The sequence below is a fragment of the Pseudomonas sp. BW16M2 genome, assembly GCF_014268865.1.
Lineage (GTDB): Bacteria > Pseudomonadota > Gammaproteobacteria > Pseudomonadales > Pseudomonadaceae > Aquipseudomonas > Aquipseudomonas peradeniyensis.
On the sequence record NZ_JABWRI010000006.1, the window covers coordinates 1 to 21,109 of the forward strand.

25 protein-coding genes are annotated in these 21,109 nt (G+C 64.7%); 15 read left to right on the top strand and 10 right to left on the bottom strand.

All coding sequences use genetic code 11. The annotated features are described in order from the left end of the window. Nucleotides 1-164: 164 nt before the first annotated feature. The 4 genes from HU735_RS07625 to HU735_RS07640 all read right to left on the bottom strand — a co-directional run bounded on the left by HU735_RS07625 (nt 165) and on the right by HU735_RS07640 (nt 2,791). Nucleotides 165-923 (bottom strand): collagen-like protein, encoded by a 759-nt coding sequence (locus HU735_RS07625; RefSeq protein ID WP_186713019.1) that lies wholly within the window; start codon nt 921-923, stop codon nt 165-167. Next, a complete protein-coding gene (locus tag HU735_RS07630) occupies nt 916-1,191 on the bottom strand; it encodes a DUF1145 domain-containing protein (RefSeq protein WP_186713020.1) in 276 nt (91 codons plus the stop codon). The genes HU735_RS07625 and HU735_RS07630 overlap by 8 nt, the downstream gene beginning before the upstream one ends. A gap of 98 nt (nt 1,192-1,289) precedes the next feature. Beyond that, nucleotides 1,290-2,009, bottom strand: a complete 720-nt coding sequence (locus HU735_RS07635; protein ID WP_186713021.1) for an OmpA family protein — start codon at nt 2,007-2,009, stop codon at nt 1,290-1,292. An 89-nt stretch (nt 2,010-2,098) separates the two neighbouring features. Continuing rightward, a complete protein-coding gene (locus tag HU735_RS07640) occupies nt 2,099-2,791 on the bottom strand; it encodes an OmpA family protein (protein WP_110738786.1) in 693 nt (230 codons plus the stop codon). Between the two features lie 160 nt (nt 2,792-2,951). On the opposite strand from HU735_RS07640, the gene HU735_RS07645 reads away from it, so the two are divergent. The 6 genes from HU735_RS07645 to HU735_RS07670 all read left to right on the top strand — a co-directional run bounded on the left by HU735_RS07645 (nt 2,952) and on the right by HU735_RS07670 (nt 8,532). Next, complete coding sequence (locus HU735_RS07645; protein ID WP_186713022.1) at nt 2,952-3,446, top strand: DUF6231 family protein; 495 nt, start codon at nt 2,952-2,954, stop codon at nt 3,444-3,446. A 4-nt stretch (nt 3,447-3,450) separates the two neighbouring features. Further along, nucleotides 3,451-3,927: a YchJ family protein gene (locus HU735_RS07650; protein WP_186713023.1), complete on the top strand. Its 477-nt coding sequence runs from the start codon at nt 3,451-3,453 to the stop codon at nt 3,925-3,927. A gap of 2 nt (nt 3,928-3,929) precedes the next feature. Beyond that, entirely contained in the window at nt 3,930-4,406 is a 477-nt protein-coding gene (locus tag HU735_RS07655) for an LEA type 2 family protein (RefSeq protein ID WP_186713024.1), read from the top strand. 7 nt (nt 4,407-4,413) lie between these two features. After that, on the top strand, nt 4,414-4,611 hold the full coding sequence (locus tag HU735_RS07660) for an SEC-C metal-binding domain-containing protein (RefSeq protein WP_186713025.1): 198 nt from the start codon (nt 4,414-4,416) through the stop codon (nt 4,609-4,611). 193 nt (nt 4,612-4,804) lie between these two features. Then, entirely contained in the window at nt 4,805-7,240 is a 2,436-nt protein-coding gene (locus HU735_RS07665) for a penicillin acylase family protein (protein WP_186713026.1), read from the top strand. 176 nt (nt 7,241-7,416) lie between these two features. After that, a complete protein-coding gene (locus HU735_RS07670) occupies nt 7,417-8,532 on the top strand; it encodes a succinylglutamate desuccinylase/aspartoacylase family protein (protein ID WP_186713027.1) in 1,116 nt (371 codons plus the stop codon). 6 nt (nt 8,533-8,538) lie between these two features. Here HU735_RS07670 and HU735_RS07675 read toward each other — a convergent pair whose 3' ends face one another. Next, nucleotides 8,539-8,781: a hypothetical protein gene (locus HU735_RS07675; protein ID WP_050704037.1), complete on the bottom strand. Its 243-nt coding sequence runs from the start codon at nt 8,779-8,781 to the stop codon at nt 8,539-8,541. Nucleotides 8,782-8,874: 93 nt separating this feature from the next. After that, nucleotides 8,875-9,441: a dCTP deaminase gene (gene dcd, locus HU735_RS07680; RefSeq protein ID WP_003258001.1), complete on the bottom strand. Its 567-nt coding sequence runs from the start codon at nt 9,439-9,441 to the stop codon at nt 8,875-8,877. A 328-nt stretch (nt 9,442-9,769) separates the two neighbouring features. On the opposite strand from dcd, the gene HU735_RS07685 reads away from it, so the two are divergent. Next, entirely contained in the window at nt 9,770-9,979 is a 210-nt protein-coding gene (locus tag HU735_RS07685; RefSeq protein WP_003254922.1) for a cold-shock protein, read from the top strand. A gap of 191 nt (nt 9,980-10,170) precedes the next feature. On the opposite strand, the gene apbC is transcribed toward HU735_RS07685, so the two are convergent. Then, a complete protein-coding gene (gene apbC, locus HU735_RS07690) occupies nt 10,171-11,265 on the bottom strand; it encodes an iron-sulfur cluster carrier protein ApbC (RefSeq protein ID WP_186713028.1) in 1,095 nt (364 codons plus the stop codon). A gap of 158 nt (nt 11,266-11,423) precedes the next feature. Here apbC and metG point away from each other — a divergent pair, with 158 nt between their 5' ends. The 7 genes from metG to HU735_RS07725 all read left to right on the top strand — a co-directional run bounded on the left by metG (nt 11,424) and on the right by HU735_RS07725 (nt 17,204). Next, a complete protein-coding gene (gene metG, locus HU735_RS07695; RefSeq protein ID WP_186713029.1) occupies nt 11,424-13,466 on the top strand; it encodes a methionine--tRNA ligase in 2,043 nt (680 codons plus the stop codon). An 89-nt stretch (nt 13,467-13,555) separates the two neighbouring features. Further along, nucleotides 13,556-14,104, top strand: coding sequence for an Rnf-Nqr domain containing protein (locus tag HU735_RS07700; protein ID WP_186713030.1), 549 nt, complete (start codon nt 13,556-13,558; stop codon nt 14,102-14,104). Nucleotides 14,105-14,179: 75 nt separating this feature from the next. Next, complete coding sequence (locus HU735_RS07705) at nt 14,180-15,151, top strand: RnfABCDGE type electron transport complex subunit D (RefSeq protein WP_186713031.1); 972 nt, start codon at nt 14,180-14,182, stop codon at nt 15,149-15,151. Continuing rightward, the gene (locus tag HU735_RS07710; protein WP_186713032.1) at nt 15,148-15,759 is read left to right on the top strand and encodes an RnfABCDGE type electron transport complex subunit G; all 612 of its coding nucleotides are present in this window, start codon (nt 15,148-15,150) and stop codon (nt 15,757-15,759) included. Before HU735_RS07705 ends, HU735_RS07710 begins: the two co-directional genes overlap by 4 nt. Beyond that, entirely contained in the window at nt 15,756-16,280 is a 525-nt protein-coding gene (locus HU735_RS07715; RefSeq protein WP_186713033.1) for an Rnf-Nqr domain containing protein, read from the top strand. The genes HU735_RS07710 and HU735_RS07715 overlap by 4 nt, the downstream gene beginning before the upstream one ends. Before the next feature lie 4 nt (nt 16,281-16,284). Continuing rightward, entirely contained in the window at nt 16,285-16,923 is a 639-nt protein-coding gene (nth, locus tag HU735_RS07720; RefSeq protein WP_186713034.1) for an endonuclease III, read from the top strand. A 104-nt stretch (nt 16,924-17,027) separates the two neighbouring features. Next, entirely contained in the window at nt 17,028-17,204 is a 177-nt protein-coding gene (locus HU735_RS07725) for a hypothetical protein (protein ID WP_050704028.1), read from the top strand. A gap of 48 nt (nt 17,205-17,252) precedes the next feature. On the opposite strand, the gene HU735_RS07730 is transcribed toward HU735_RS07725, so the two are convergent. Continuing rightward, the gene (locus tag HU735_RS07730; protein ID WP_028690074.1) at nt 17,253-17,879 is read right to left on the bottom strand and encodes a response regulator transcription factor; all 627 of its coding nucleotides are present in this window, start codon (nt 17,877-17,879) and stop codon (nt 17,253-17,255) included. 367 nt (nt 17,880-18,246) lie between these two features. Between HU735_RS07730 and HU735_RS07735 the strand changes: the two genes are divergently transcribed. Next, nucleotides 18,247-18,702: a hypothetical protein gene (locus HU735_RS07735; protein WP_186713035.1), complete on the top strand. Its 456-nt coding sequence runs from the start codon at nt 18,247-18,249 to the stop codon at nt 18,700-18,702. A gap of 42 nt (nt 18,703-18,744) precedes the next feature. Here the strand turns inward: HU735_RS07735 and HU735_RS07740 are convergent, their stop codons facing one another. Both HU735_RS07740 and HU735_RS07745 read right to left on the bottom strand, forming a co-directional pair. Further along, the gene (locus tag HU735_RS07740) at nt 18,745-19,962 is read right to left on the bottom strand and encodes an argininosuccinate synthase (protein ID WP_050704027.1); all 1,218 of its coding nucleotides are present in this window, start codon (nt 19,960-19,962) and stop codon (nt 18,745-18,747) included. A gap of 128 nt (nt 19,963-20,090) precedes the next feature. Next, nucleotides 20,091-21,068 (bottom strand): OmpA family protein, encoded by a 978-nt coding sequence (locus HU735_RS07745; RefSeq protein WP_186713036.1) that lies wholly within the window; start codon nt 21,066-21,068, stop codon nt 20,091-20,093. Nucleotides 21,069-21,109: the final 41 nt, after the last annotated feature.

Genomic DNA, 21,109 nt, shown 5'->3' on the forward strand with positions numbered 1-21,109 from the left:
GGAGCGAGGATTTTTTGGTGACTTTTTGATCCTTCAAAAAGTTACCCGCCGTAAGGGCGGAAAGGTGAATAAGCGTCAACATCGCAAATGAATGCACATACAACTCTCAACACCAACTGAAACAACCAAACAACCAAACAACCAAACAACCAAACCAAAGAAACTCAAAGCCGCTGAAGAATCAACTCCCCCGAGCCCCCAGCCAACCCAGGCTGCCCGGCCTGCCCAGGCCGCCCATTGCCCCCAGCATCAGTCCGATAAACCAAACACCCCTTACTAGCCCCACCCAAACCAGCCTTCCCAGCAGCCCCCGCCTTGCCCGGCGCACCACCATCAAGCCTCACCACAATCCGCTCCTGCGCAAACCCCTCAGGCACCGCCAGACGAACCCGCCCACCGGAAGCCCCATCATGCCCGTTGCCACCATCATCACCATTGGCCCCACGGCTGGCCTGCCCCCAGGTACAACCCCCAGGCTTGCCATTGGCCCCATCAAGCCCAACATACCCAGGCGCCCCAGCCCCGCCGCGGGCATCGATCGACAGCCGATCCGCCTCCAGCGCCTGCAACCGCAGATCCAGGTTACGCCCCGGCCGTGCCGCGCGCTCATAGGTCCCAGGCGCCCCGGGCGCGCTGAACTCGCTGCCCTCACCCAGGTAGGCACTCAAAGCCTCGATACTCAGGTCCCGCTCGGCCGGCGCAATGGCGATCCGCGCATCGCGCCCCAGTTCGAGCCGGTCGATCTTCAGTTCGGTAAGCGTGGCCGGCAGCAGCAACGTCGCCGAATCGGCCACCCGCAACTGCTCCAGGTGCACGCTGGCCGCCTTGTTGGGCAGACGCAGCATCGAATGGGCGGCGACCTCCAGGCTTTCGGCCTGGACCAGGGGGCTGGCCAGTGCGGCCAGCAACATCAATTTACGCATGGCTCGACGCCTCCTGCGGACGGGGGATGGACATGACGTGGAAGATACCGGTCAGCAGGATCTGCAGGCGGTCGAACCAGCGATGGCTGCGCCCACGCAGGCTGCCATTGAAACACAGCACCTCCAGCGCATGCAGCGACAGCAGGACGATACCTGCGGCATTGATCAGCAGATTGAGCGGCAACGGCTGTGGCATGAACAGGTTGAACAGCACCACGCCCCAGAACGCCACCGTCAGAGCCTTGCCCAGGCCCAGGATGAACTTCATGTCCGGCCCCCATGGATTGTTGTTATGTCGGCGCGGCCCGTTCGAGCAGGCCGCGCCGGCAACAGTAACCCTACTGCCAGGGCATGCGCCAGAGGGCTTCAGTTCAGGTGCAGTTCCACCCGTCGGTTGCGCGAGCGGCCCTCATCGGTGTCGTTGTCAGCCACCGGCTCGCTCTCGCCACGGCCCTGGCTGGTCACCTTGTTCGGCGCCAGCCCTTGGCTGATCAGGTACTCGGCAACACCGCTGGCGCGGCGCTCGGACAAGCGCTGGTTGTAGCTGTCCGAGCCCACGCTGTCGGTGAAACCGATGACCTTGACACTGGCCACGCTGGGGTCGTTGAGCTTGGGCAGCAAACCTTGCAGGCGCTGCTGAGCGCCCTGGGTCAGCTCGGCGGAGTCGAAGGCGAACAGCACCTGGCCCTGGTCATCGAGCGTGATCACCTCCGGGGTTGCCGCCGGCTCCGGTTGAGGTGCCGACGCCGGATACTGCGGCAACGGGCAGCCCATGTGATTGACCTGGGTGCCTGCCGGGGTGTCCGGGCAGCGGTCGCGGCGGTCGAATACGCCATCGCCATCCTCGTCGCCATCCTGGGCATAGCAGATCAGGCCGCCGGCAATGGCTCCGGCAGCACCGGCGCCGGCCGCCCAGGCGGAACTCTCGATGGCGCCCAGGCCGCCGCCGACCAGTCCGCCAAGCAGGCTGCAGATGGGCCAGGTCCTTTGATTGAGGGGCGCGCTGCCATCGCTGTGGGTGGCGCAGCCTGTAAGCAGGCTCGTCGCCACCACCAACGGCAGTGCCGCTTTCGACAAAACACGCATGGTGATTGCTCCTGTGTCACCGGCCGCTACCGGTCACACAGGAGTAAAGACGCGCCCGCGCCACTTCTCAAGGCGCGGGCGCACGGCGGTCAACGCTGGATCTTGATCTCGGTGCGGCGGTTCATGGCGCGGCCATCGGCAGTGGCGTTGTCGGCCACCGGCTGGGTTTCACCAGCGCCCACCACCGAGACGAAGCTGGCACGCGGTACGCCGCTTTCGACCAGGTAGTTGGTCACAGACTGGGCACGACGCTCGGACAGCTTCTGGTTGTAGCTGTCGGAACCGACGCTGTCGGTGTGGCCGGAAACGCTCAGGCGGGCGCCCGGGGCTTCTTGCTTGAGGCGCGTCGCGATGGTGTTGAGGCGCTCCTTGTCAGTGGCGGTCAGGCGCGCCGAGTCGAACTCGAAACGCACATCACGGATGACGATGACCTCTTCCTTCTGCACCACCACTTCCTCGACCACCGGTGCCGGCTCTGGCGGGCAGCCGTTGGCATCGACCTGCACGCCACGCGGGGTGCCGGGGCACTTGTCGCGACTGTCCGGCACGCCATCGCCGTCTTCGTCGCCATCGCCGTGGGCCCAGCAATAGCCGGCCGCCAGGCCGCCACCGAGCAACGCGCCCCAGCCGGCCCAGCTGGAGCTTTCGATCGCGCCCAGGGCCGCGCCACCCACGCCCCCGACGGCAGCACACTTCGGCCAGTCGGTTTTCTGCAAACCTGCACAACCAGTCAACACACTGGTGAGCAGAACCAGGGGTATCGCTGTGCGTACTATGCTCATCTTGTTGCTTCTCCTAGGGGGAATCGGTGCATTACCGATGCTCTGGGAGTAAAGACCGGCGATTACCGCTCTGCCAGCAATAAGCCACGACGTGGCGACGCGCCTCTTTGCCCGATCGCCCAGGACCGCTAGTCTTGAGCGACCTGAATGAGGAATGGCAATGACCGAGGTTTTCTCACAACGCACGCCGCAGCAGGCCCTGGCCGCCCTGCTCGATCGCTTCACCCCGCGCCAGCTGTTGCTGGTGGGCAGCCGCTTCCCGGCCCTGGAGGCCTTCGCCGCCGCCCATCCCGAGACCCGGATCGAGGTCGCCGCGCCCGGTCCGCTCCCCGCCGAACAGGCGGCCCGACGCTTCGACCTGGCGGTACTGGTCGACTGCCTGGAGCACCTGCCCAAGCGCACCGGCCTGGAGCTGCTGGGCGGTATCCGCAACCTCAATGCCAGCAGCATCGCGGTGCTGGCGGATCTGAACGCCTGCGGCTGGCAGGACACCGACTTCTATTCGCTGGCACTCTCGGCCAGCGAGAAATTCCAGCGTGACGAACAGGTGTTGAGCCTGTTCACCTATGATCTGCATGACTACAAGCAGGTCCCGGACTGGCTCAATGCGAAGTTCTGGGCCAACCCTGAAAACTTCGGCAAGTACTGGTGGTGACCGGATGAGTGTCTCGATCTGCCCCTGCGGCAGCGGCAACCTGCTCGACGCCTGCTGCGGGCATTATCACAGCGGCACCCCGGCGCCGGACGCCCAGACCCTTATGCGCTCGCGCTACAGCGCCTACGTGCTGGGCCTGGTGGACTACCTGGTCGACACCACCCTGCCGGCCCAGCAGTCCGAGCTGGATCGCGCCGCCATGGCAGCCTGGAGCGCGCAGAGCACCTGGCTGGGGCTGGAGGTGGAAAGCGCCGAGGTGCTGGGCGGGCAACCCGAGCACGCCTTCGTCACTTTCACCGCGCGCTGGCACGACCTGGAAGGCGACCACCAGCACCGCGAGCGCTCGGCATTCGTCCAGCATGCCGGACGCTGGTACTTCATCGACCCGACCGTGGCGCTCAAGGCCGGTCGCAACGATCCCTGTCCTTGCGCCAGCGGGCAGAAGTTCAAGAAATGCTGCGCCAGTTACCTCGGTAGTTGAACATGCGCCCCCTGGCCCGCCTGCTCACACTCGGCCTGCTGCTGGGCTGGCTGGCGGGCTGCGCCAGTTGGGGCGACGACACCTGGCGCGAGCCACAGCTGCACCTGCTCGAGGTGCAGCCGGTGAAGATGCGTCTGCACCAGCAGGAGTTCGTCCTGCACCTGCGGGTCGACAACCCCAACGACAGCCGCCTGTTCATCCGCCACCTGACCTATTCGGTGCGTCTGGGCGACCTGCTCCTGGCCGAGGACGAGGCCAGCCTGTGGCGCAGCGTTGGCGGCCAGGCCCGGCGCACCTTCAAGATCACCGTGCGCACCAACCTCTGGCAGCACCTCAAGCCCCTGGCGAAGCTGCTCAAGAGTGGGCAACCCCTGCAATACCAACTGCGCGGCGAGCTGGCCACCGGGCTGATCGTCCATCGGGACCTGCACTTGTCGCAAAGGGGTGAGATAATCCCCGGCGATCTACAACCGGAGTAACCCCGCAATGACCCAGCAACCCCATGTCCATGGCCCCGACTGCAACCACGGTCACGACCATGGCCACGACCATGGCCATGTGCACGGCCCGCACTGCAACCACGGCCACCAGGAGCCGGTGCGCAACGCCCTGAAGGACGTCGGCCGCAACGACCCTTGCCCGTGCGGCAGCGAGAAGAAATTCAAGAAGTGCCACGGCGCCTGATCGACGTCGAAGCAGGCCATCGCGGGTCAAGCCCGCTCCCCGGCAAATCGTCGCGGGAGCGGGCTTGACCCGCGATCTGCACGCACCAGCACTACCACTGGTAAATAAAGCTCCCCGGCACCTTGCACGGCGACTGCGCGCTCACTACCTTAGCGCCTTTCAGAACCCCGCCACGCCCTGCAGGAGCCTAGTCATGGCCGCCCCCGTCCTTCCGCCCTTCCCTCTCCGCCTCGGCAGTGCTGCCGCGTTGCTTGGCCTGCTCGCGCTCGGCGGCTGCCAGATGGGTGGTCACCAGGACAGTGTGCTGCCGACGACCGGCGTACAACCGCTCAAGGGCCTGGCGCAGAACGTCTCGGTTCGGCGCAACGCGATGGGCGCGCCGCTGATCGAAAGCAGCAGCTTCCACGACGCGCTGTTCAGCCTGGGCTACCTGCACGCCGGGGATCGCATCGAGCAGATGGTCGCCATGCGCCTGCTGGCCCAGGGGCGCCTGGCCGAGCTGGCCGGGGCCGATGCCCTGGAGATGGACCGCCTGATGCGCGCCGCCAACCTCAAGCAGAGCGCCGGCCAGCTTTACGCCGATGCCTCGCCGCGCCTGAAGCGCTTCTTCGAGGTTTACGCCCGCGGGGTCAACGCCTACCTGTTCCGCTACCGCGACAAGCTGCCGGGCGAGCTCGCCCGCAGCGGCTACCGCCCGGAATACTGGAAGGCCGAGGACTCGGCGCTGATCTTCAGTCTCTACGCCTTCAGCCAGTCGGTGAACCTGCAGGAGGAACTGTCGGCCCTGACCCTGGCGCAGAAGGTCGGTGCCGACAAACTCGCCTGGCTGCTGCCCGGCGCCCCCGACGAGCCACTGGCCGAGGGCGAGGTCGACAAACTCAAGGGGGTGAACCTGGCCAGCCAGCTACCAGGGCTCGGTGCACTCACCGCCGCCGGTCAGCAACTGGCCGACCTCGGCCTGCTGGGCGCCCCAGGCTCGGCCAACCTGGCCCTGACACCCCAGCGCAGCCGCAGCGGCAAGAGCCTGCTGGCCAGTGACAGCCGCGCCACCTGGGCACTGAGCCCGATACAGATCCATACCACCAAGTACCGGGTCGCAGGCCTGTCGCTGCCAGGCCTGCCGATCGTGCTGGCCGGCTACAACGGCAAGCTGGCCTGGAGCAGCAGCGCGGTAATGGCCGACAACCAGGACCTGTTCCTCGAGCAGGTACGGCGCCAGGGCAACCAGCTGAGCTACCTTGCCGACGGCAAGTGGCAGCAGGCCCGCGCACGCAACGAAACCTTCTTCGTCCGCGGCCAGCGCCCGCAGCGCGAGGTGATGTACGACACCCGCCACGGCACCCTGCTGCCGGGCCATGGCAGCCTGGCCCTGGCCCTGCACCTGCCGCAGCTCAAGGAGGATCGCAGCCTCGACGCGCTGTTCGACCTGACCCGCGCGCAGAACATCGAGCGTGCCTTCGACAGCACCCGCGAGGTCGCTGCGGCGGCGTTGAACTTCGTGTTCGCCGAGCCCCAGCACATCGGCTGGCAGGTCAGCGGCCGCTACCCCAACCGCCGCGAAGGCCAGGGCCTGCTGCCCTCGCCGGGCTGGGACGGGCGCTATGACTGGGACGGCTACGCCGATGCGATGCTGCACCCCTACGACCAGGATCCGCCCGCCGGTTTCATCGGCCACGCCAACCAGCGCAGCCTGCCCAAGGGCTATGGCATGCAGCTGTCGAGCAGCTGGTACTACCCCGAGCGCGCCGAGCGCATGGCCCTGCTGGCCGGCAACGGTCGTCACGACAGCCGCAGCCTGATGGCGCTGCAGAACGACCAGGTGACGCTGCTGGCCGACAAGCTCAAGCAGATGTTCGACGCACCCGGCATGGCCCAGCCGCTCAAGCAGGCCATCGATGCCCTGCCCGCTGCGCAGCGCGACAAGGCCCGCGATGCCCTGGCCCGACTCAAGGCCTTCGATGGCCGGCTGAGCCCGGTCTCGGCCGATGCCGCGCTGTATGAACTGTTCATGCAGGCGGTCACCCGGCAGACCTTCCTCGACGAACTGGGCCCGGAATCCAGCCCGGCCTGGCAGGCCTTCGTCGGCAATGCCCAGCTGTCCTACTCCGCCCAGGTCGATCACCTGCTGGGGCGCGAGGACAGCCCGTTCTGGGATGATCGCGGCACGCCGCAGAAGGAAGACAAGCCGACCATCCTTGCCCGCAGCCTGGCCGCCGCGGTGGATACCGGCACCGCCCAGCTCGGCACCGATCGCCGCGCCTGGCAATGGGGCAAGCTGCACCAGTACCGCTGGCCGGCACCGGCCTACCACGGCCTGGGCGACAAGCTCGACCGCGCGCCCCTGGCGGCGGGTGGCGACTTCAGCACCCTGGCCCTGACCCCTTATGCCTGGGGGAGCGGCTTCGACACCCAGCTTTCGGCCTCGGCGCGGATGATCGTCGACTTCGGCCAGGCCGAACCGCTGCAGGTACTGACCAGCAACGGCCAGTCCGGCAACCCGGCCAGCCGCAACTACAGCGACGGACTCGATGCCTGGTTCAAGGGCCGCTTCAGCAGCCTGCCGCTGCAACCACAGAACTTTGCCCGGGCCTATGGCAGCCAGCGGTTGACCCTGGTGCCTGGCAAGTAGGTCATTTGGCAGTCCGAGATCAAGCGTCGCGCTGGCGGCGCTCGATCTCATGGTCGATACAGACTCATCGCCCGCCTCCGCTTGCGCCCCGCGATCTGAATAGTGCGCCACTCCCGAAGTTATGCTTCTATCCTTGATCCCAGCCTTCGCCCTAAAACGCTGACATCAGGACCACCATGCACCACTCGACCCACGACCTGCTCTCCCCTGTTCCGGGTATCGCCCGCCAGTTGCACAGTTTCCACTTCGGCCCGCGTGGCGCCGGCAAGGTGTACATCCAGGCCTCGCTGCACGCCGACGAACTGCCGGGCATGCTGGTAGCCTGGCACCTGAAGCAGCGACTCGGGGAAATGGAGCAGCAGGGCCGCTTGCACAAGGAGATCATCCTGGTGCCGGTGGCCAACCCGGTGGGCCTGGAGCAGGTGCTGCTGGACGCGCCGCTGGGCCGTTTCGAACTGCAGAGCGGCGAGAACTTCAACCGCAGGTTCGTCGACCTGTCCGACAGCATCGGCGACCAGATCGAAGGCCATCTCACCCAGGATCCGTCGCACAACCTGGCGCTGATACGCGAATACCTGCGCCGGGGGTTGGATGCCCACCCCGCGCACACGCCGCTGCAGTCGCAGCGCCTGACCCTGCAACGCCTGGCCTGCGACGCCGATATGGTGCTCGACCTGCATTGCGACTTCGAGGCCGTCGAGCACCTGTACACCACGCCGGAGGCATGGCCCCAGGTCGAGCCGCTGGCCCGCTATCTGGGCGTGCAGGCCAGCCTGCTGGCCACCGACTCGGGCGGACAGTCGTTCGATGAGTGTTTCAGCCTGGTGTGGTGGCAGTTGCAGCAGCGCTTCGGCAAACGCTTCCCTATCCCCCAGGGCAGTTTCTCGGTGACCATCGAGCTGCGCGGCCAGGCCGATGTCAGCCACCCCCTGGCGACCCGGGACTGCCAGGCGATCCTCGACTTCCTTACCCATGCCGGGGTCATCGAGGGCCAGCCGGCCCCGATGCCCGCATTGGTGCACCCGGCGACGCCGCTGGCGGCTGTGGAGCCGGTCATGACGCCACTCGGCGGGCTGCTGGTGTTCCACGCCGCGCCCGGCCAGTACCTGCAAGCCGGTGAACTGATTGCCGAGGTCATCGACCCGCTCAACGACCGGGTCACGCCCCTGCGCAATACCCAAGCCGGGCTGCTCTATGCGCGCAGCATCCGGCGCATGGCCACGGCAGGCATGGTGGTTGCCCATGTGGCCGGGGAACAGGTTTGCCGCAGCGGCTACCTGCTGGGCAACTGAGAAAAATCAAGCCACTGGGGCTGGAGGCGGCTCGTCGGGCAGGGTCGGCTCGCCCGGCTCCATCGGCGGGTGCTCGCCAGGTTCCGGCGGCTGCGGCGTGTCGGGATCGGGCTGGTGCGGCACACCACCGGCCTGCATCGGCAGCGGTGTGTGGATCGGCGGATGGGCCATCAGCGACCAGGCCAGCAATCCGATCTGGTTCGGCTGCAGGACGGCCAGCTTGGCACTGATTGCGGGGTCGAGTTTCATCGGCGGCTCCTGACGAGGCCCGGCGCACGGCATGCGCGCCGGGACTTCTCATTGGAGTGCCGGGCGCGGAAACAATTCCCGCGCTTTGTCGGCTCAGGTGCGTGGCAGGGTGACGCCGCGCTGGCCCTGGTACTTGCCGCCACGGTCCTTGTACGAGACTTCACATTCCTCGTCGGACTGCAGGAACAGCATCTGCGCCACGCCTTCGTTGGCGTAGATCTTTGCCGGCAGCGTGGTGGTGTTGGAGAACTCCAGGGTCACATGGCCTTCCCACTCGGGCTCGAGCGGCGTGACGTTGACGATGATGCCGCAACGGGCGTAGGTGCTCTTGCCCAGGCAGATGGTCAGCACGTCGCGCGGGATGCGGAAGTACTCGACGGTACGGGCCAGGGCGAAGGAATTCGGCGGGATGATGCACACGTCGCTCTTGATGTCGACGAAGCTGCCGGCATCGAAGTTCTTCGGATCGACGGTGGCCGAGTTGATGTTGGTGAAGACCTTGAATTCGTCGGCACAGCGCACGTCGTAGCCGTAGCTGGAGACACCGAAGGAAATGACCCGGCTGTCCTGCTCGCCGCGCACCTGGCGCTCGACGAACGGTTCGATCATGCCGTGTTCCTGCGCCATGCGGCGAATCCACTTGTCCGATTTGATGCTCATGGCGGGGTGTCCTGAAGAGTGCGGGGTAAAAAACGAGAGGTGCATCTTACCGGTCCCGACGCCCGGGTTAAAGTTTCCTCGCCCTATCCCGCGCCGGACGGGGCCTGTACAGGCCGCCGATCCGAATTTCATCAAAGCGCTTGTTGGCCATTGGCAGGTTGTGGAAAGTGGGTTAAGGTGGCGCCACTGTGCTGCACGTGACACCGAGAATCTCTAGTTTGATGCACGATCCTGATCGGCCCATCGCTGAATTTTCTGCTCTCTTTGCGCTCAGTCCCGGTCAGGGTGTTTCCTGACCGTTATCAACTTTGTCCAAGGAGACAGAAAAATGTCCAACCGTCAATCCGGTGTTGTCAAGTGGTTCAACGATGAGAAGGGCTACGGCTTCATCACCCCTCAGTCGGGCGACGACCTGTTCGTGCACTTCAAAGCCATCCAAGCTGACGGCTTCAAAACCCTGAAAGAAGGCCAGGCTGTTACTTTCGTCGCTACCCGCGGCCAGAAAGGCATGCAGGCTGAAGAAGTTCAGATCGCCTAAGTCGATCTCGCTTCCTCGCTTTCAAAAAAAACCCGCCATTGGCGGGTTTTTTGTGCCTGAAGATTGATGGCTTTGTAAGCATATCTATTCGTGGGAGCGGGCTTGCCCCGCGATGGCGCCAGCCCAGGCAACCATCATCGCGGGGCAAGCCCGCTCCCACGCCCCTCAGGTCCTGAGCTACCCAGCCCGAATCAATCCTCGCTGATGGTAATGCTCGGCATCGCCGGGGCCGCCGCTTCCTGCAGCACGATCCCCGCCCCCACCTGCCGCGCCAGCTCCTGGTAGACCATGGCGATCTGGCTTTCCGGTTCGGCGATGGCGGTCGGTTTGCCGCTGTCGGCCTGTTCGCGAATCAACATCGACAGCGGCAGCGAAGCCAGCAGCTCGACGCCGTACTGCGCCGCCAGCTTCTCGCCACCGCCTTCGCCGAACAGGTGCTCGGCATGGCCGCAGTTGGAGCAGATATGCACGGCCATGTTCTCGACCACGCCCAACACCGGGATGTTGACCTTGCGGAACATCTCCACGCCTTTCTTCGCATCCAGCAACGCCAGGTCCTGGGGCGTGGTGACGATCACCGAGCCTGCCACCGGCACCTTCTGCGCCAGGGTCAGCTGGATGTCGCCGGTGCCCGGCGGCATGTCGATCACCAGGTAGTCGAGGTCGTCCCAGGCGGTCTGGGTCACCAGTTGCAGCAACGCCCCCGAGACCATCGGACCACGCCAGACCATCGGCGTGTTGTCGTCGGTGAGAAACGCCATGGACATGACCTCGACGCCATGGGCCTTGATCGGCACGAACCACTTCTGATCGCGCACCTGCGGGCGGGTGCCTTCGGCGATGCCGAACATCACCCCCTGACTAGGGCCATAGATATCGGCATCGAGAATGCCCACCCGGGCGCCTTCGCGGGCCAGGGCCAGGGCCAAGTTGGCGGCGGTGGTCGACTTGCCGACCCCGCCCTTGCCCGAGGCCACGGCGATGATGTTCTTCACGTTGGCCATGGCTGGCACCTGTGCCTGGGCCTTGTGGGTGGCGATCACGCAGTCGATGCTCACGCTGGCCGAGGCAACGCCATCGAGGTTGCCGATGGCGGTCTGCAGCACCTGCGCCCAACCGCCCTTGAACAGACCGGCGGCATACCCCAGCTGCAACTGCACGCTGACCTGGCCGCCCTGGATGTCGATGGCGCGCACGCAACCGGCGCTGACCGGGTCCTGGTTCAGGTAGGGGTCGGTGTACTGGCGAAGCACGCCTTCGACGGCGGCACGGGTGACGGCACTCATGGAGGCTCCCATTGGCAAACTGGATACGGAACAGGCGCCTATGCTAACCCGTCAATCGTCAGCAGATGCGTCCTTGGGGTGAAATAAATTCGCCAGCCCTTTATAGTGGCCGATCACCCTCATTTTTACCCCGTAGCCAGATAAGTAGCCGAGCCACCATGTCCGAGCCACGTCAGATTCTCGTCACCAGCGCCCTGCCCTATGCCAATGGATCGATCCACCTTGGCCATATGCTGGAGTACATCCAGACGGACATGTGGGTGCGCTTCCAGAAGCTGCGCGGCAACCAGTGCATCTATGTCTGCGCCGACGACGCCCACGGTTCGGCCATCATGCTGCGCGCGGAAAAGGAAGGCATCACCCCGGAGCAGCTGATCGCCAACGTCCAGGCCGAGCACAGCGCCGACTTCGCCGACTTCCTGGTCGACTTCGACAACTACCACTCCACGCACAGCGAGGAGAACCGCGCACTGTCGAGCCTGATCTACACCCGCCTGCGCGACGCCGGACACATTGCCACCCGTTCGGTCACCCAGTACTTCGACCCTGAGAAGGGCATGTTCCTCGCCGACCGTTTCATCAAGGGCACCTGCCCCAAATGCGCGGCCGAGGACCAGTATGGCGACAACTGCGAGAAATGCGGCGCCACCTATGCCCCGACCGAACTGAAGAACCCCAAGTCGGCGATCTCCGGCGCCACCCCGGTACTGCGCGACTCGCAGCACTTCTTCTTCAAACTGCCGGACTTCCAGGCCATGCTGCAGCAGTGGACCCGCAGCGGCACCCTGCAGGACGCGGTGGCCAACAAGCTCGCCGAATGGCTGGACTCGGGCCTGCAGGAGTGGGACATCTCCCGTGACGCGCCGTACTTCGGCTTCGAGATCCCGGGCGAGCCGGGCAAGTACTTCTACGTCTGGCTGGACGCGCCGATCGGCTACATGGCCAGCTTCAAGAACCTCTGCGACCGCCGTCCGGAGCTGGACTTCGACGCGTTCTGGAACGAAGGCTCCAAGGCCGAGCTGTACCACTTCATCGGCAAGGACATCGTCAACTTCCACGCCCTGTTCTGGCCGGCCATGCTCGAAGGCGCGGGCCTGCGCAAGCCGACCGCGGTCAACGTGCACGGCTACCTGACCGTCAACGGCGCGAAGATGTCGAAATCGCGCGGCACCTTCATCAAGGCGCGCACCTACCTCGACCACCTGCAGCCGGAATACCTGCGCTACTACTACGCCGCCAAGCTCGGTCGCGGCGTCGACGACCTCGACCTGAACCTCGAGGACTTCGTGCAGAAGGTCAACTCCGACCTGGTCGGCAAGGTGGTCAACATCGCCAGCCGCTGCGCCGGCTTCATCCACAAGGGCAACGACGGCGTGATGGTTGCCGGCGATGCCGCGCCCGAGCTGACCGAAGCCTTCCTCGCCGCCGCGCCGTCGATCGCCGAGGCCTATGAGGCCCGCGACTTCGGCCGCGCCATGCGCGAGATCATGGCCCTGGCCGACCGCGCCAACGCCTGGATCGCCGACAAGGCGCCCTGGTCGCTGGCCAAGCAGGAAGGCAAGCAGGACGAGGTGCAGGCCATCTGCGCCCAGGGCGTCAACCTGTTCCGCCAGCTGGTGATCTTCCTCAAGCCGGTGCTGCCGCTGCTGGCAGCAGACGCCGAGGCGTTCCTCAACGTCGCTCCACTGACCTGGAACGACCACCTGTCACGCCTGGAAAACCATCAGCTCAACCCGTTCAAGGCCCTGATGAGCCGTATCGAACCGGCCAAGGTCGAAGCCATGATCGCCGCCAGCAAGGAAGACCTGCTGGCCGCCGAAGCCAAGGCCGCTCCGGCGGGCAATGGCGAGCTGGCCAAGGACCCGCTGTCGGCCGAGATCGAGTTCGACACCTTCGCTGCGGTCGACCTGCGCGTGGCGCTGATCGTCAAGGCCGAAGCCGTGCCCGGTGCCGACAAGCTGCTGCAGCTGACCCTGGACATCGGTGACGAACGCCGCAACGTGTTCTCGGGCATCAAGTCGGCCTACCCGGACCCTTCCCAGCTGGAAGGCCGCCTGACCATGATGGTGGCCAACCTCAAGCCGCGGAAGATGCGTTTCGGCGTCTCCGAAGGCATGGTCATGGCCGCCGGCCCTGGCGGTGAAGAGATCTACCTGCTCAGCCCCGACAGCGGCGCCAAGCCAGGCCAGCGTATCAAGTAAGCCCTCCTGCCCCGGCCAATTGGCCGGGGCAGTTGCATCTGCCACCCGCTGCCCGATAATGATGGCACCCTCCGATTTTCGGCATCGCCATGAGTGACTACGTCCTGATCCTGGTCAGCGCCGCGCTGGTCAATCACCTGGTCCTGCAGGCCGAGCCGGTCGAGCGTGCGCGCCTGCATGCATTGGGCCTGTGTTCGGCCCTGTTGATCCTCGTTGCACTACCTGCAGGCGTCTGGCTGCACCGGCAATTTCTCCTGCCCTTGGGGTTGCAGGACCTGCAATTATTCATCTTCCTGCCCTTGCTGGCGGCATTGGCCTGGACACTGCCAAACCTGCTCCGACGCTTTCGGCCAGACTGGCCCCTGCACGACCTGCAACCCTTGCTAAGCGCAAACGCCGTGGTGCTAGGCTTGCTGTTACTGCTTGGCAGCGACAGCGTGGACGGGTGGGGGATTCTGGCGTGGGCCATTGTCGGCGCGCTGGGATTCTGGCTGGCCCTGGTGCTGTATGCCGATCTTGACGCCCGCTGCCGCCATGCCGAGATGCCCGCAGCCCTGCGCGGCCTGCCCGTCCAGTTGATCGGCGCTGGGGTGATGGCCATGGCGTTTTCGGGACTCAACGGACTCTTCACCCAATGAACCTGGGTCCACGCATCGCCCTGCCCCCGGCAACGGAAGCCATTGCCGTGCAACACCTCGAGGACCTGCAAACCCATGCCGACCACTGATCCGCGCCTGCGCAGCACCATGCAGCTGGTTCTGCTGGCCTGCGCCCCTGGCCTGCTGGTGCTGTTCTGGCTGCATGGCTGGGGCGTGCTGATCAACCTGCTGTTGAGCGGTTGCGCGGCGCTGGCCACCGAGGCTGTGCTATTGCGCTGGCGGAGAATGCCGGTCGCCTGCGCCCTTGGCGACGGCAGTGCACTGGTCACCGCCGCGCTGCTGGCCGCAGCCCTGCCCAGCCAGGCGCCCTGGTGGCTACCCGTGATGGCGGCCTGCGTCGCCATCGGCTTGGGCAAACAGGCCTTCGGCGGGGTCGGGCGCAACCTGTTCAACCCCGCCATGGTCGGCTATGCGTTCGTCCTGCTGAGCTTCCCTTTGCAGATGAACCACTGGCCCGGCCAGGCCCCCGGGCTCGTCGAAAGTCTGAACCTTGCTTTCGGCGCCAGCGAACGGATCGACGCCTGGGCCAGCCCCACGGTGCTCGATGTCCTGCGCCACAACCGCAGCCTGACCATCGACGAACTGTTCGCCAGCCACCCGGCGTTCGGCCACCTGGGTGGGCGTGGTAGCGAGTGGGTCAACCTCGCCTTCCTGCTCGGTGGGGTGTTCCTGCTGCAGCGCAAGGTCTTCGGTTGGCAAGCCCCCGCCGGCCTGCTCGGCGCCTTGTTCCTGTCCAGCCTGCTGGGCTGGAATGGCTCAGGCTCCGATTCCAACGGCTCGCCACTGCTGCACCTGTTGTCCGGCTCGACCATGCTGGCCGCCTTCTTCATCGCCACCGAACCGGTATCTGGCTGCAAGCAGCCGCTGGCCCGCCTGCTGTTCGGTATCGGCACCGGCCTGCTGATCTACCTGATCCGCACCTGGGGCAGCTTCGCCGATGGCACGGCGTTCGCCGTCCTGCTGATGAACCTCGCCGCCCCAACCCTGGATCGCTGGGCGGAACGCCGCCAGCAGGCCTGCCCATGATCGCCCTCTGGCGCAGTGCCGCAGTGCCGCTACTGGTGGCAGGGCTGGCGATTGCCGCGACGCTGACCTGGCAGCGCTTCACCGCCGGGCCGATTGCCGAGGCCTCGCGCCAATGGCAGGAACAGCAGTGGCTCAAGGTGCTGCCGCCGGGCAGCTACGACAACCGGCCACTGCAAACACCCGTGCCCCTGACCGACGCCAAGCTGAGCCATAGCCATCTGCTGGCCGGTTACCGCGCCAGCCAGGCGGGCGTTACCAGCGCCGTTCTGCTGCACAGCAGCGTCCAAGGCTATGGCGGTGCCATCGAACTGGTGATCGCCATCGCCCCCCAGGGCCGCCTGGTGGGCGTGCGCGTGCTCGAACAGCAGGAAAGCCCCGGCCTTGGCGATCAACTGATCGACCCGGCGCGCCATTGGCTGGACCAGTTCATCGGCCGGACACTGCGCGATACGCCCGAGCTGGCCTGGGCGATCAAACGTGACCAGGGTGCGTTCGACCAGCTGGCCGGGGCGACGGTAACCTCGCGGGCAGTCATCGAGGCGATCCAGGATGCACTGCGCTATTTTGACCAGCATCGCCCCGCATTGCTCGGTGAGACGCCTCCATGAACCGTTTCTGGCTTCTGCCAATCAGCCTGGCACCATTACTCGGCGCGACCAGCAGCATCGTCCAGGCGCTTGCGATCAGCCTTTGCACAATATTGCTGGTGGGCCTGCACCAGGCGTTGATAACTCCTCTGCGCCGTCACCTGGAACAAGCCCCCCGCCTGTGGACGAGCACTGTACTTGCCGCCGCCTTGGCGACCTGCCTGCACCTCGGCCTGCAAGCCTGGGCAATGCCCCTGGCCAAACAGCTTGGCCTCTACCCACTGCTGCTGGCCCTGCCCTGCCTGGCCAGCGAGCAACTGCCAGCACAGCCTGGCCGATATCGCCTACTGGGGCTCGGACTGCTTGGTTTGCTGGCGGCCGGCCTGGCCCAGGGCATCTGCCGCCAACTGCTGGCCGACGGTCTCGGCCTGCACCTCGCCGCGCTGGCGCCCGGCGCGCTGATACTGCTCGGCCTGCTGCTGGGCCTGTACAATCACCTGCGCCCATCGAATACCGCCTCACGTCGTCAAGGAAACCGTTGACCCCATGAATGCCGCCAAACGCCTGGAGATCTTTCGCAGGCTGCATGAAGACAATCCCGAGCCCAAGACCGAACTGGCCTACTCCAGCCCTTTCGAACTGCTGATCGCCGTGATCCTCTCGGCCCAGTCGACGGATGTCGGCGTCAACAAGGCCACCGCCCGCCTGTTCCCGGTCGCCAACACCCCGCAGGCCATCCACGCCCTGGGCGTCGATGGCCTGAGCGAGTACATCAAGACCATCGGCCTGTACAACAGCAAGGCCAAGAACGTCATCGAGACCTGCCGTCTGCTGGTCGAACAACATGCCGGCGAAGTCCCGCAGACCCGCGAAGCCCTCGAAGCCCTGCCCGGCGTCGGCCGCAAGACCGCCAACGTGGTGCTCAACACCGCCTTTCGCCAGCTCACCATGGCCGTCGACACGCATATCTTCCGGGTCAGCAACCGCACGGGTATCGCACCGGGCAAGACCGTGCTGGAGGTGGAAAAGAAGCTGCTCAAGTTCGTGCCCAGGGACTATCTGCTCGACTCCCACCACTGGCTGATCCTGCATGGCCGTTACGTCTGCCAGGCCCGCAAACCGCGCTGTGGCAGTTGCCGGATCGAAGACCTGTGCGAATACAAGCACAAGACCTCCGACGATTGAGGCAATAGCTGAAACCTGCTCGAGGCAATTGAAAAAATCTTTTTTACCCGCTCTGCGATTCCCGTTATAAGGACGGCCAATGGCCCTTTGGCTTGGAGTGACGCATGAGCACCGATAAAGAAGAGCTGGCAATCGACGACGATTTCCAGAGTGCGGACGACGATGTGGAGCCGCAGGCCGAACCGGCCAAGACCAACCTGAGCAAACGCCGCACCATCGACAACATGCTCGAGGAACGACGCCTGCAGAAGCAACTGGCCGACTTCGACTACGACTTGTAGAACAAGCACGCAAAAGCCTCCCCAGTGGAGGCTTTTTCAATGATGCTGTCAGGCCAGCCCATGACGCTGGGCGAGCTCGATCAGGTCCACCAGCGAACGGGCATTCAGCTTGAGCAGCAGGCGCGTCTTGTAGGTACTGACCGTCTTGTTGCTGAGGAACATGCTGTCGGCGATCTCCTTGTTGCTCTTGCCCCGGGCAAGCTGCTGCAACACCATCATCTCCCGCCCGGAAAGCCGCTCGACCATCTCCATCTCCGTGGCGCCGCTCACGCCCGAGCGCCCCTTGTGCAGCGCCTGGTTGGGGAAATAGCTGTAGCCGGACAGCACCGCCTTGATCGCGCTGAGCAGTTCGGTCAGCTCCTGCTGCTTGCACACATAACCCGCCGCCCCTGCCTGCATGCAGCGCATCGAGAAGTGCCCCGGCGCCTGAGAGGTCAGCACCAGCACCTTGGTCCCGGGACTTGCCAGGGTCATCCGGGCAATCACTTCAAGCCCATCCAGTTTGGGGATCCCGATATCCAGAATGACAATGTCCGGCAAATACTCCCGCGTCAGTTGCAAGGCATCCACACCATTGTCGCTCTCCGCCACCACCTCGTAGCCATGCCGCTCCATCAGCATGCGTACGGCCAGGCGAATGACCGGGTGATCATCCACGATCAGCACTTTATTCATGCGATTCCCATTGATACGTTATTTTTAGTTCGATAGACCACCACACCCGAGCATAACGATTATTTATGCAGCGGTTTCCCTGGCAAATTCACCGAAAGAAGTGGACTACTGTTAATAGAGATTCTTCCTACAAGCAGCTAATTAACAAAATGTAATAGATGCATGTTCGTCGCCCCCAAAAAGTAACAGTCGGCAGAATTGGATCCAAGTGCCGCCAGGTGACACTTCATGCAGGAAATTTCGACTGTACAGACTGGATAAAAAGCGCTGCCGTAGCCTGTGGCATCACCCGGCAGGGAAATGATCCACGCTTATCGCAATCGGGAAAACGAGCTACTGATGGGCAAAGCATGGCCAGGCACTCATCATGAATCGCGACCCTATCAGTCCGTTGACCCTTATCGCTGTATTTGCCGGTGTGATCGAGGCGTCCGCCCTGGCCTCGCTGCCGTTTCTCAGCGACGACAGCCAGATTGTCTACACCTGGTTCCTGGTAGGGTTTCCGTTCTTCCTTACCGTGCTGTTCTTCCTTACGCTCAACTTCAACAACGGGTCGCTGTTTGCCCCGGACAGACGCGCCACGGGGAAGGACAGGCCGCCGTCCCCACCTGCCGCACGGGACAAAGGGGCGATGATCATCGCCATCTCCGGCACCGACAGTCGAAAGCTCATCGAAAACCATGTGCTGCGGATGATCGAGCGTCCCCACGGCCAACAGCGGCGCTGGATCCTGTACAACCTCGATACGCGAACCTGCATCCACCTGTCGGTGTCGCCGATGCAGGAAGGCGAGGCCCCGCCTCCCCCTGAATCCCGGGCATGAAAAAACCCGGCCGAGGCCGGGTTTTTCGGGTACGCCAAAGGCTTACAGCAGCGAACGGCCCTTGTTGGCCGCGATGCGCATGCGCAGTGCGTTGAGCTTGATGAAGCCTGCGGCGTCGGCCTGGTTGTAGGCGCCGCCGTCTTCCTCGAAGGTCGCGATATTGGCATCGAACAGCGAGTCGTCCGACTTGCGGCCAACGACCGTGACGTTGCCCTTGTACAGCTTCAGGCGCACAACACCGTTCACGTTGACCTGCGAAGCGTCGATCATCTGCTGCAGCATCAGACGCTCCGGGCTCCACCAGTAGCCGGTGTAGATCAGGCTGGCGTACTTGGGCATCAGCTCATCCTTCAGGTGAGCGACTTCACGGTCCAGGGTGATCGACTCGATGGCACGGTGGGCCTTGAGCATGATGGTGCCGCCCGGGGTCTCGTAGCAGCCGCGCGACTTCATGCCGACGTAGCGGTTCTCGACGATGTCCAGGCGACCGATGCCGTTGGCGCCGCCGATGCGGTTGAGGTCGGCCAGCACGGTGGCCGGGCTCTTCTCGACGCCGTCGATGGCGACGATGTCACCGTTGCGGTAGGTCAGCTCGAGGTAGGTAGCCTGGTCGGGGGCGTTCTCAGGGGAGACGCTCCATTTCCACATGTCTTCTTCGTGCTCGGTCCAGGTATCTTCCAGGACACCGCCTTCGTAGGAGATGTGCAGCAGGTTGGCGTCCATCGAGTACGGCGACTTCTTCTTGCCGTGGCGCTCGATCGGGATGCCATGCTTCTCGGCGTAGTCCATCAGCTTCTCGCGGGACAGCAGGTCCCACTCGCGCCACGGGGCGATGACCTTGACGCCGGGCTTCAGCGCATAGGCGCCCAGCTCGAAACGCACCTGGTCGTTGCCCTTGCCGGTGGCGCCGTGGGAAATGGCGTCGGCGCCGGTTTCGTTGGCGATCTCGATCAGGCGCTTGGCGATCAGCGGGCGGGCGATGGAAGTACCCAGCAGGTACTCGCCTTCGTAGACGGTGTTGGCGCGGAACATCGGGAAGACGAAATCACGCACGAACTCTTCGCGCAGGTCGTCGATGTAGATTTCTTTCACGCCCATCGCCTGGGCCTTGGCGCGGGCCGGCTCGACCTCCTCGCCCTGGCCGAGGTCAGCGGTGAAGGTCACCACTTCACAGTTGTAGGTGTCCTGCAGCCACTTGAGAATCACCGAAGTATCAAGGCCGCCGGAATACGCCAATACGACCTTTTTTACGTCCGCCATGCCATCACTCCACGGGGTTGTACGGAAAGCGGATGATTCTACCGGCGTTGCCGAAAAATTTACAATGGGGCGACAGCTTGTGACGACAAAGCGACAGGAATTGTCGAGGGCGCGACCCGCTGCCGCACTCAGGATTTCACTGGAGCGGACGGCGTGGCAGCGGCTGCAGGCGTCGTTGGCGCAGGCGTGGCGGCGGGTGCCGGGGCCGACGGCGGCACCTGCGCTGCCGGTTTCTCCACCGGTTTCTCGACCGGTGTCACGCGCTCGAGCTGGATGTTCACCCGGCGGTTGCGCGCGCGGTTGGCGGCACTGTTGTTCTTGGCCAGCGGATAGCGCTCGCCGTGGAAGCGTACGCTGATCTGCTCTTCCGGCACGCCATGGGCCTTGAGGTAATCGGCCACCGCCAGCGCCCGTCGGCGCGAGGTGTCGCGGTTGGTCAGGCGGTTGCCGCTGTTGTCGGAGTGGCCGTTGAGTTCGATGCGGTTGACCGTCGGATCGGCCTTCAGGTAGTCGAGCAGCACATCCAGACGGGCGCGCGCCGAGCTGTCCAGCTCGATCCCGCCTCCGGGGAAGCCAACCTGGGTCTGGCGGATCTGGTCGTAGTTCATCGGAAGCAACTTGGCGGCGCACAGTTGGTAGTCGCTGTAGGCCTTGGCGAAACTGACCGGCATCACATGCACTTCCATCGGCCGACCACCTTCGCCCCGGTAGTTGCGCACCACGGTGCTGCGACCATCAAGCAGGCCGTTGATCAGGCGGCTGGCCTGGCCCTGACTGGAGGTGAACAGCACACCGGTACGGGCCATGTGCACCGCACCGAGGTTGATGTCGCCGCGCCCGGGCTGCCAGGGCGCGGCGGCGGCCAGCAGGGTGGCGGAGCCGGCGCCCAGGACATTGCTGTCCGAACGCAGCTGGAAGGTCGGCTGCTCGCCGGCGCGACGCACGAACTCGCCGCTGCCGAAACCGTCGATCGGCTGGATCAGGCGACATTCGAACTGGTCACCCTCGACTTTCCAGGCGACGTTCTCCACGCGGGTCTGGAAGGTCATTGCCCCGGCCGGCAGGCTGGCAACGAGGGTGAACAGGGCTAGGTAACGCTGGCGCACGGGCGGCTCCACAAATTTCGACGGCTTACCTGAACGCTATC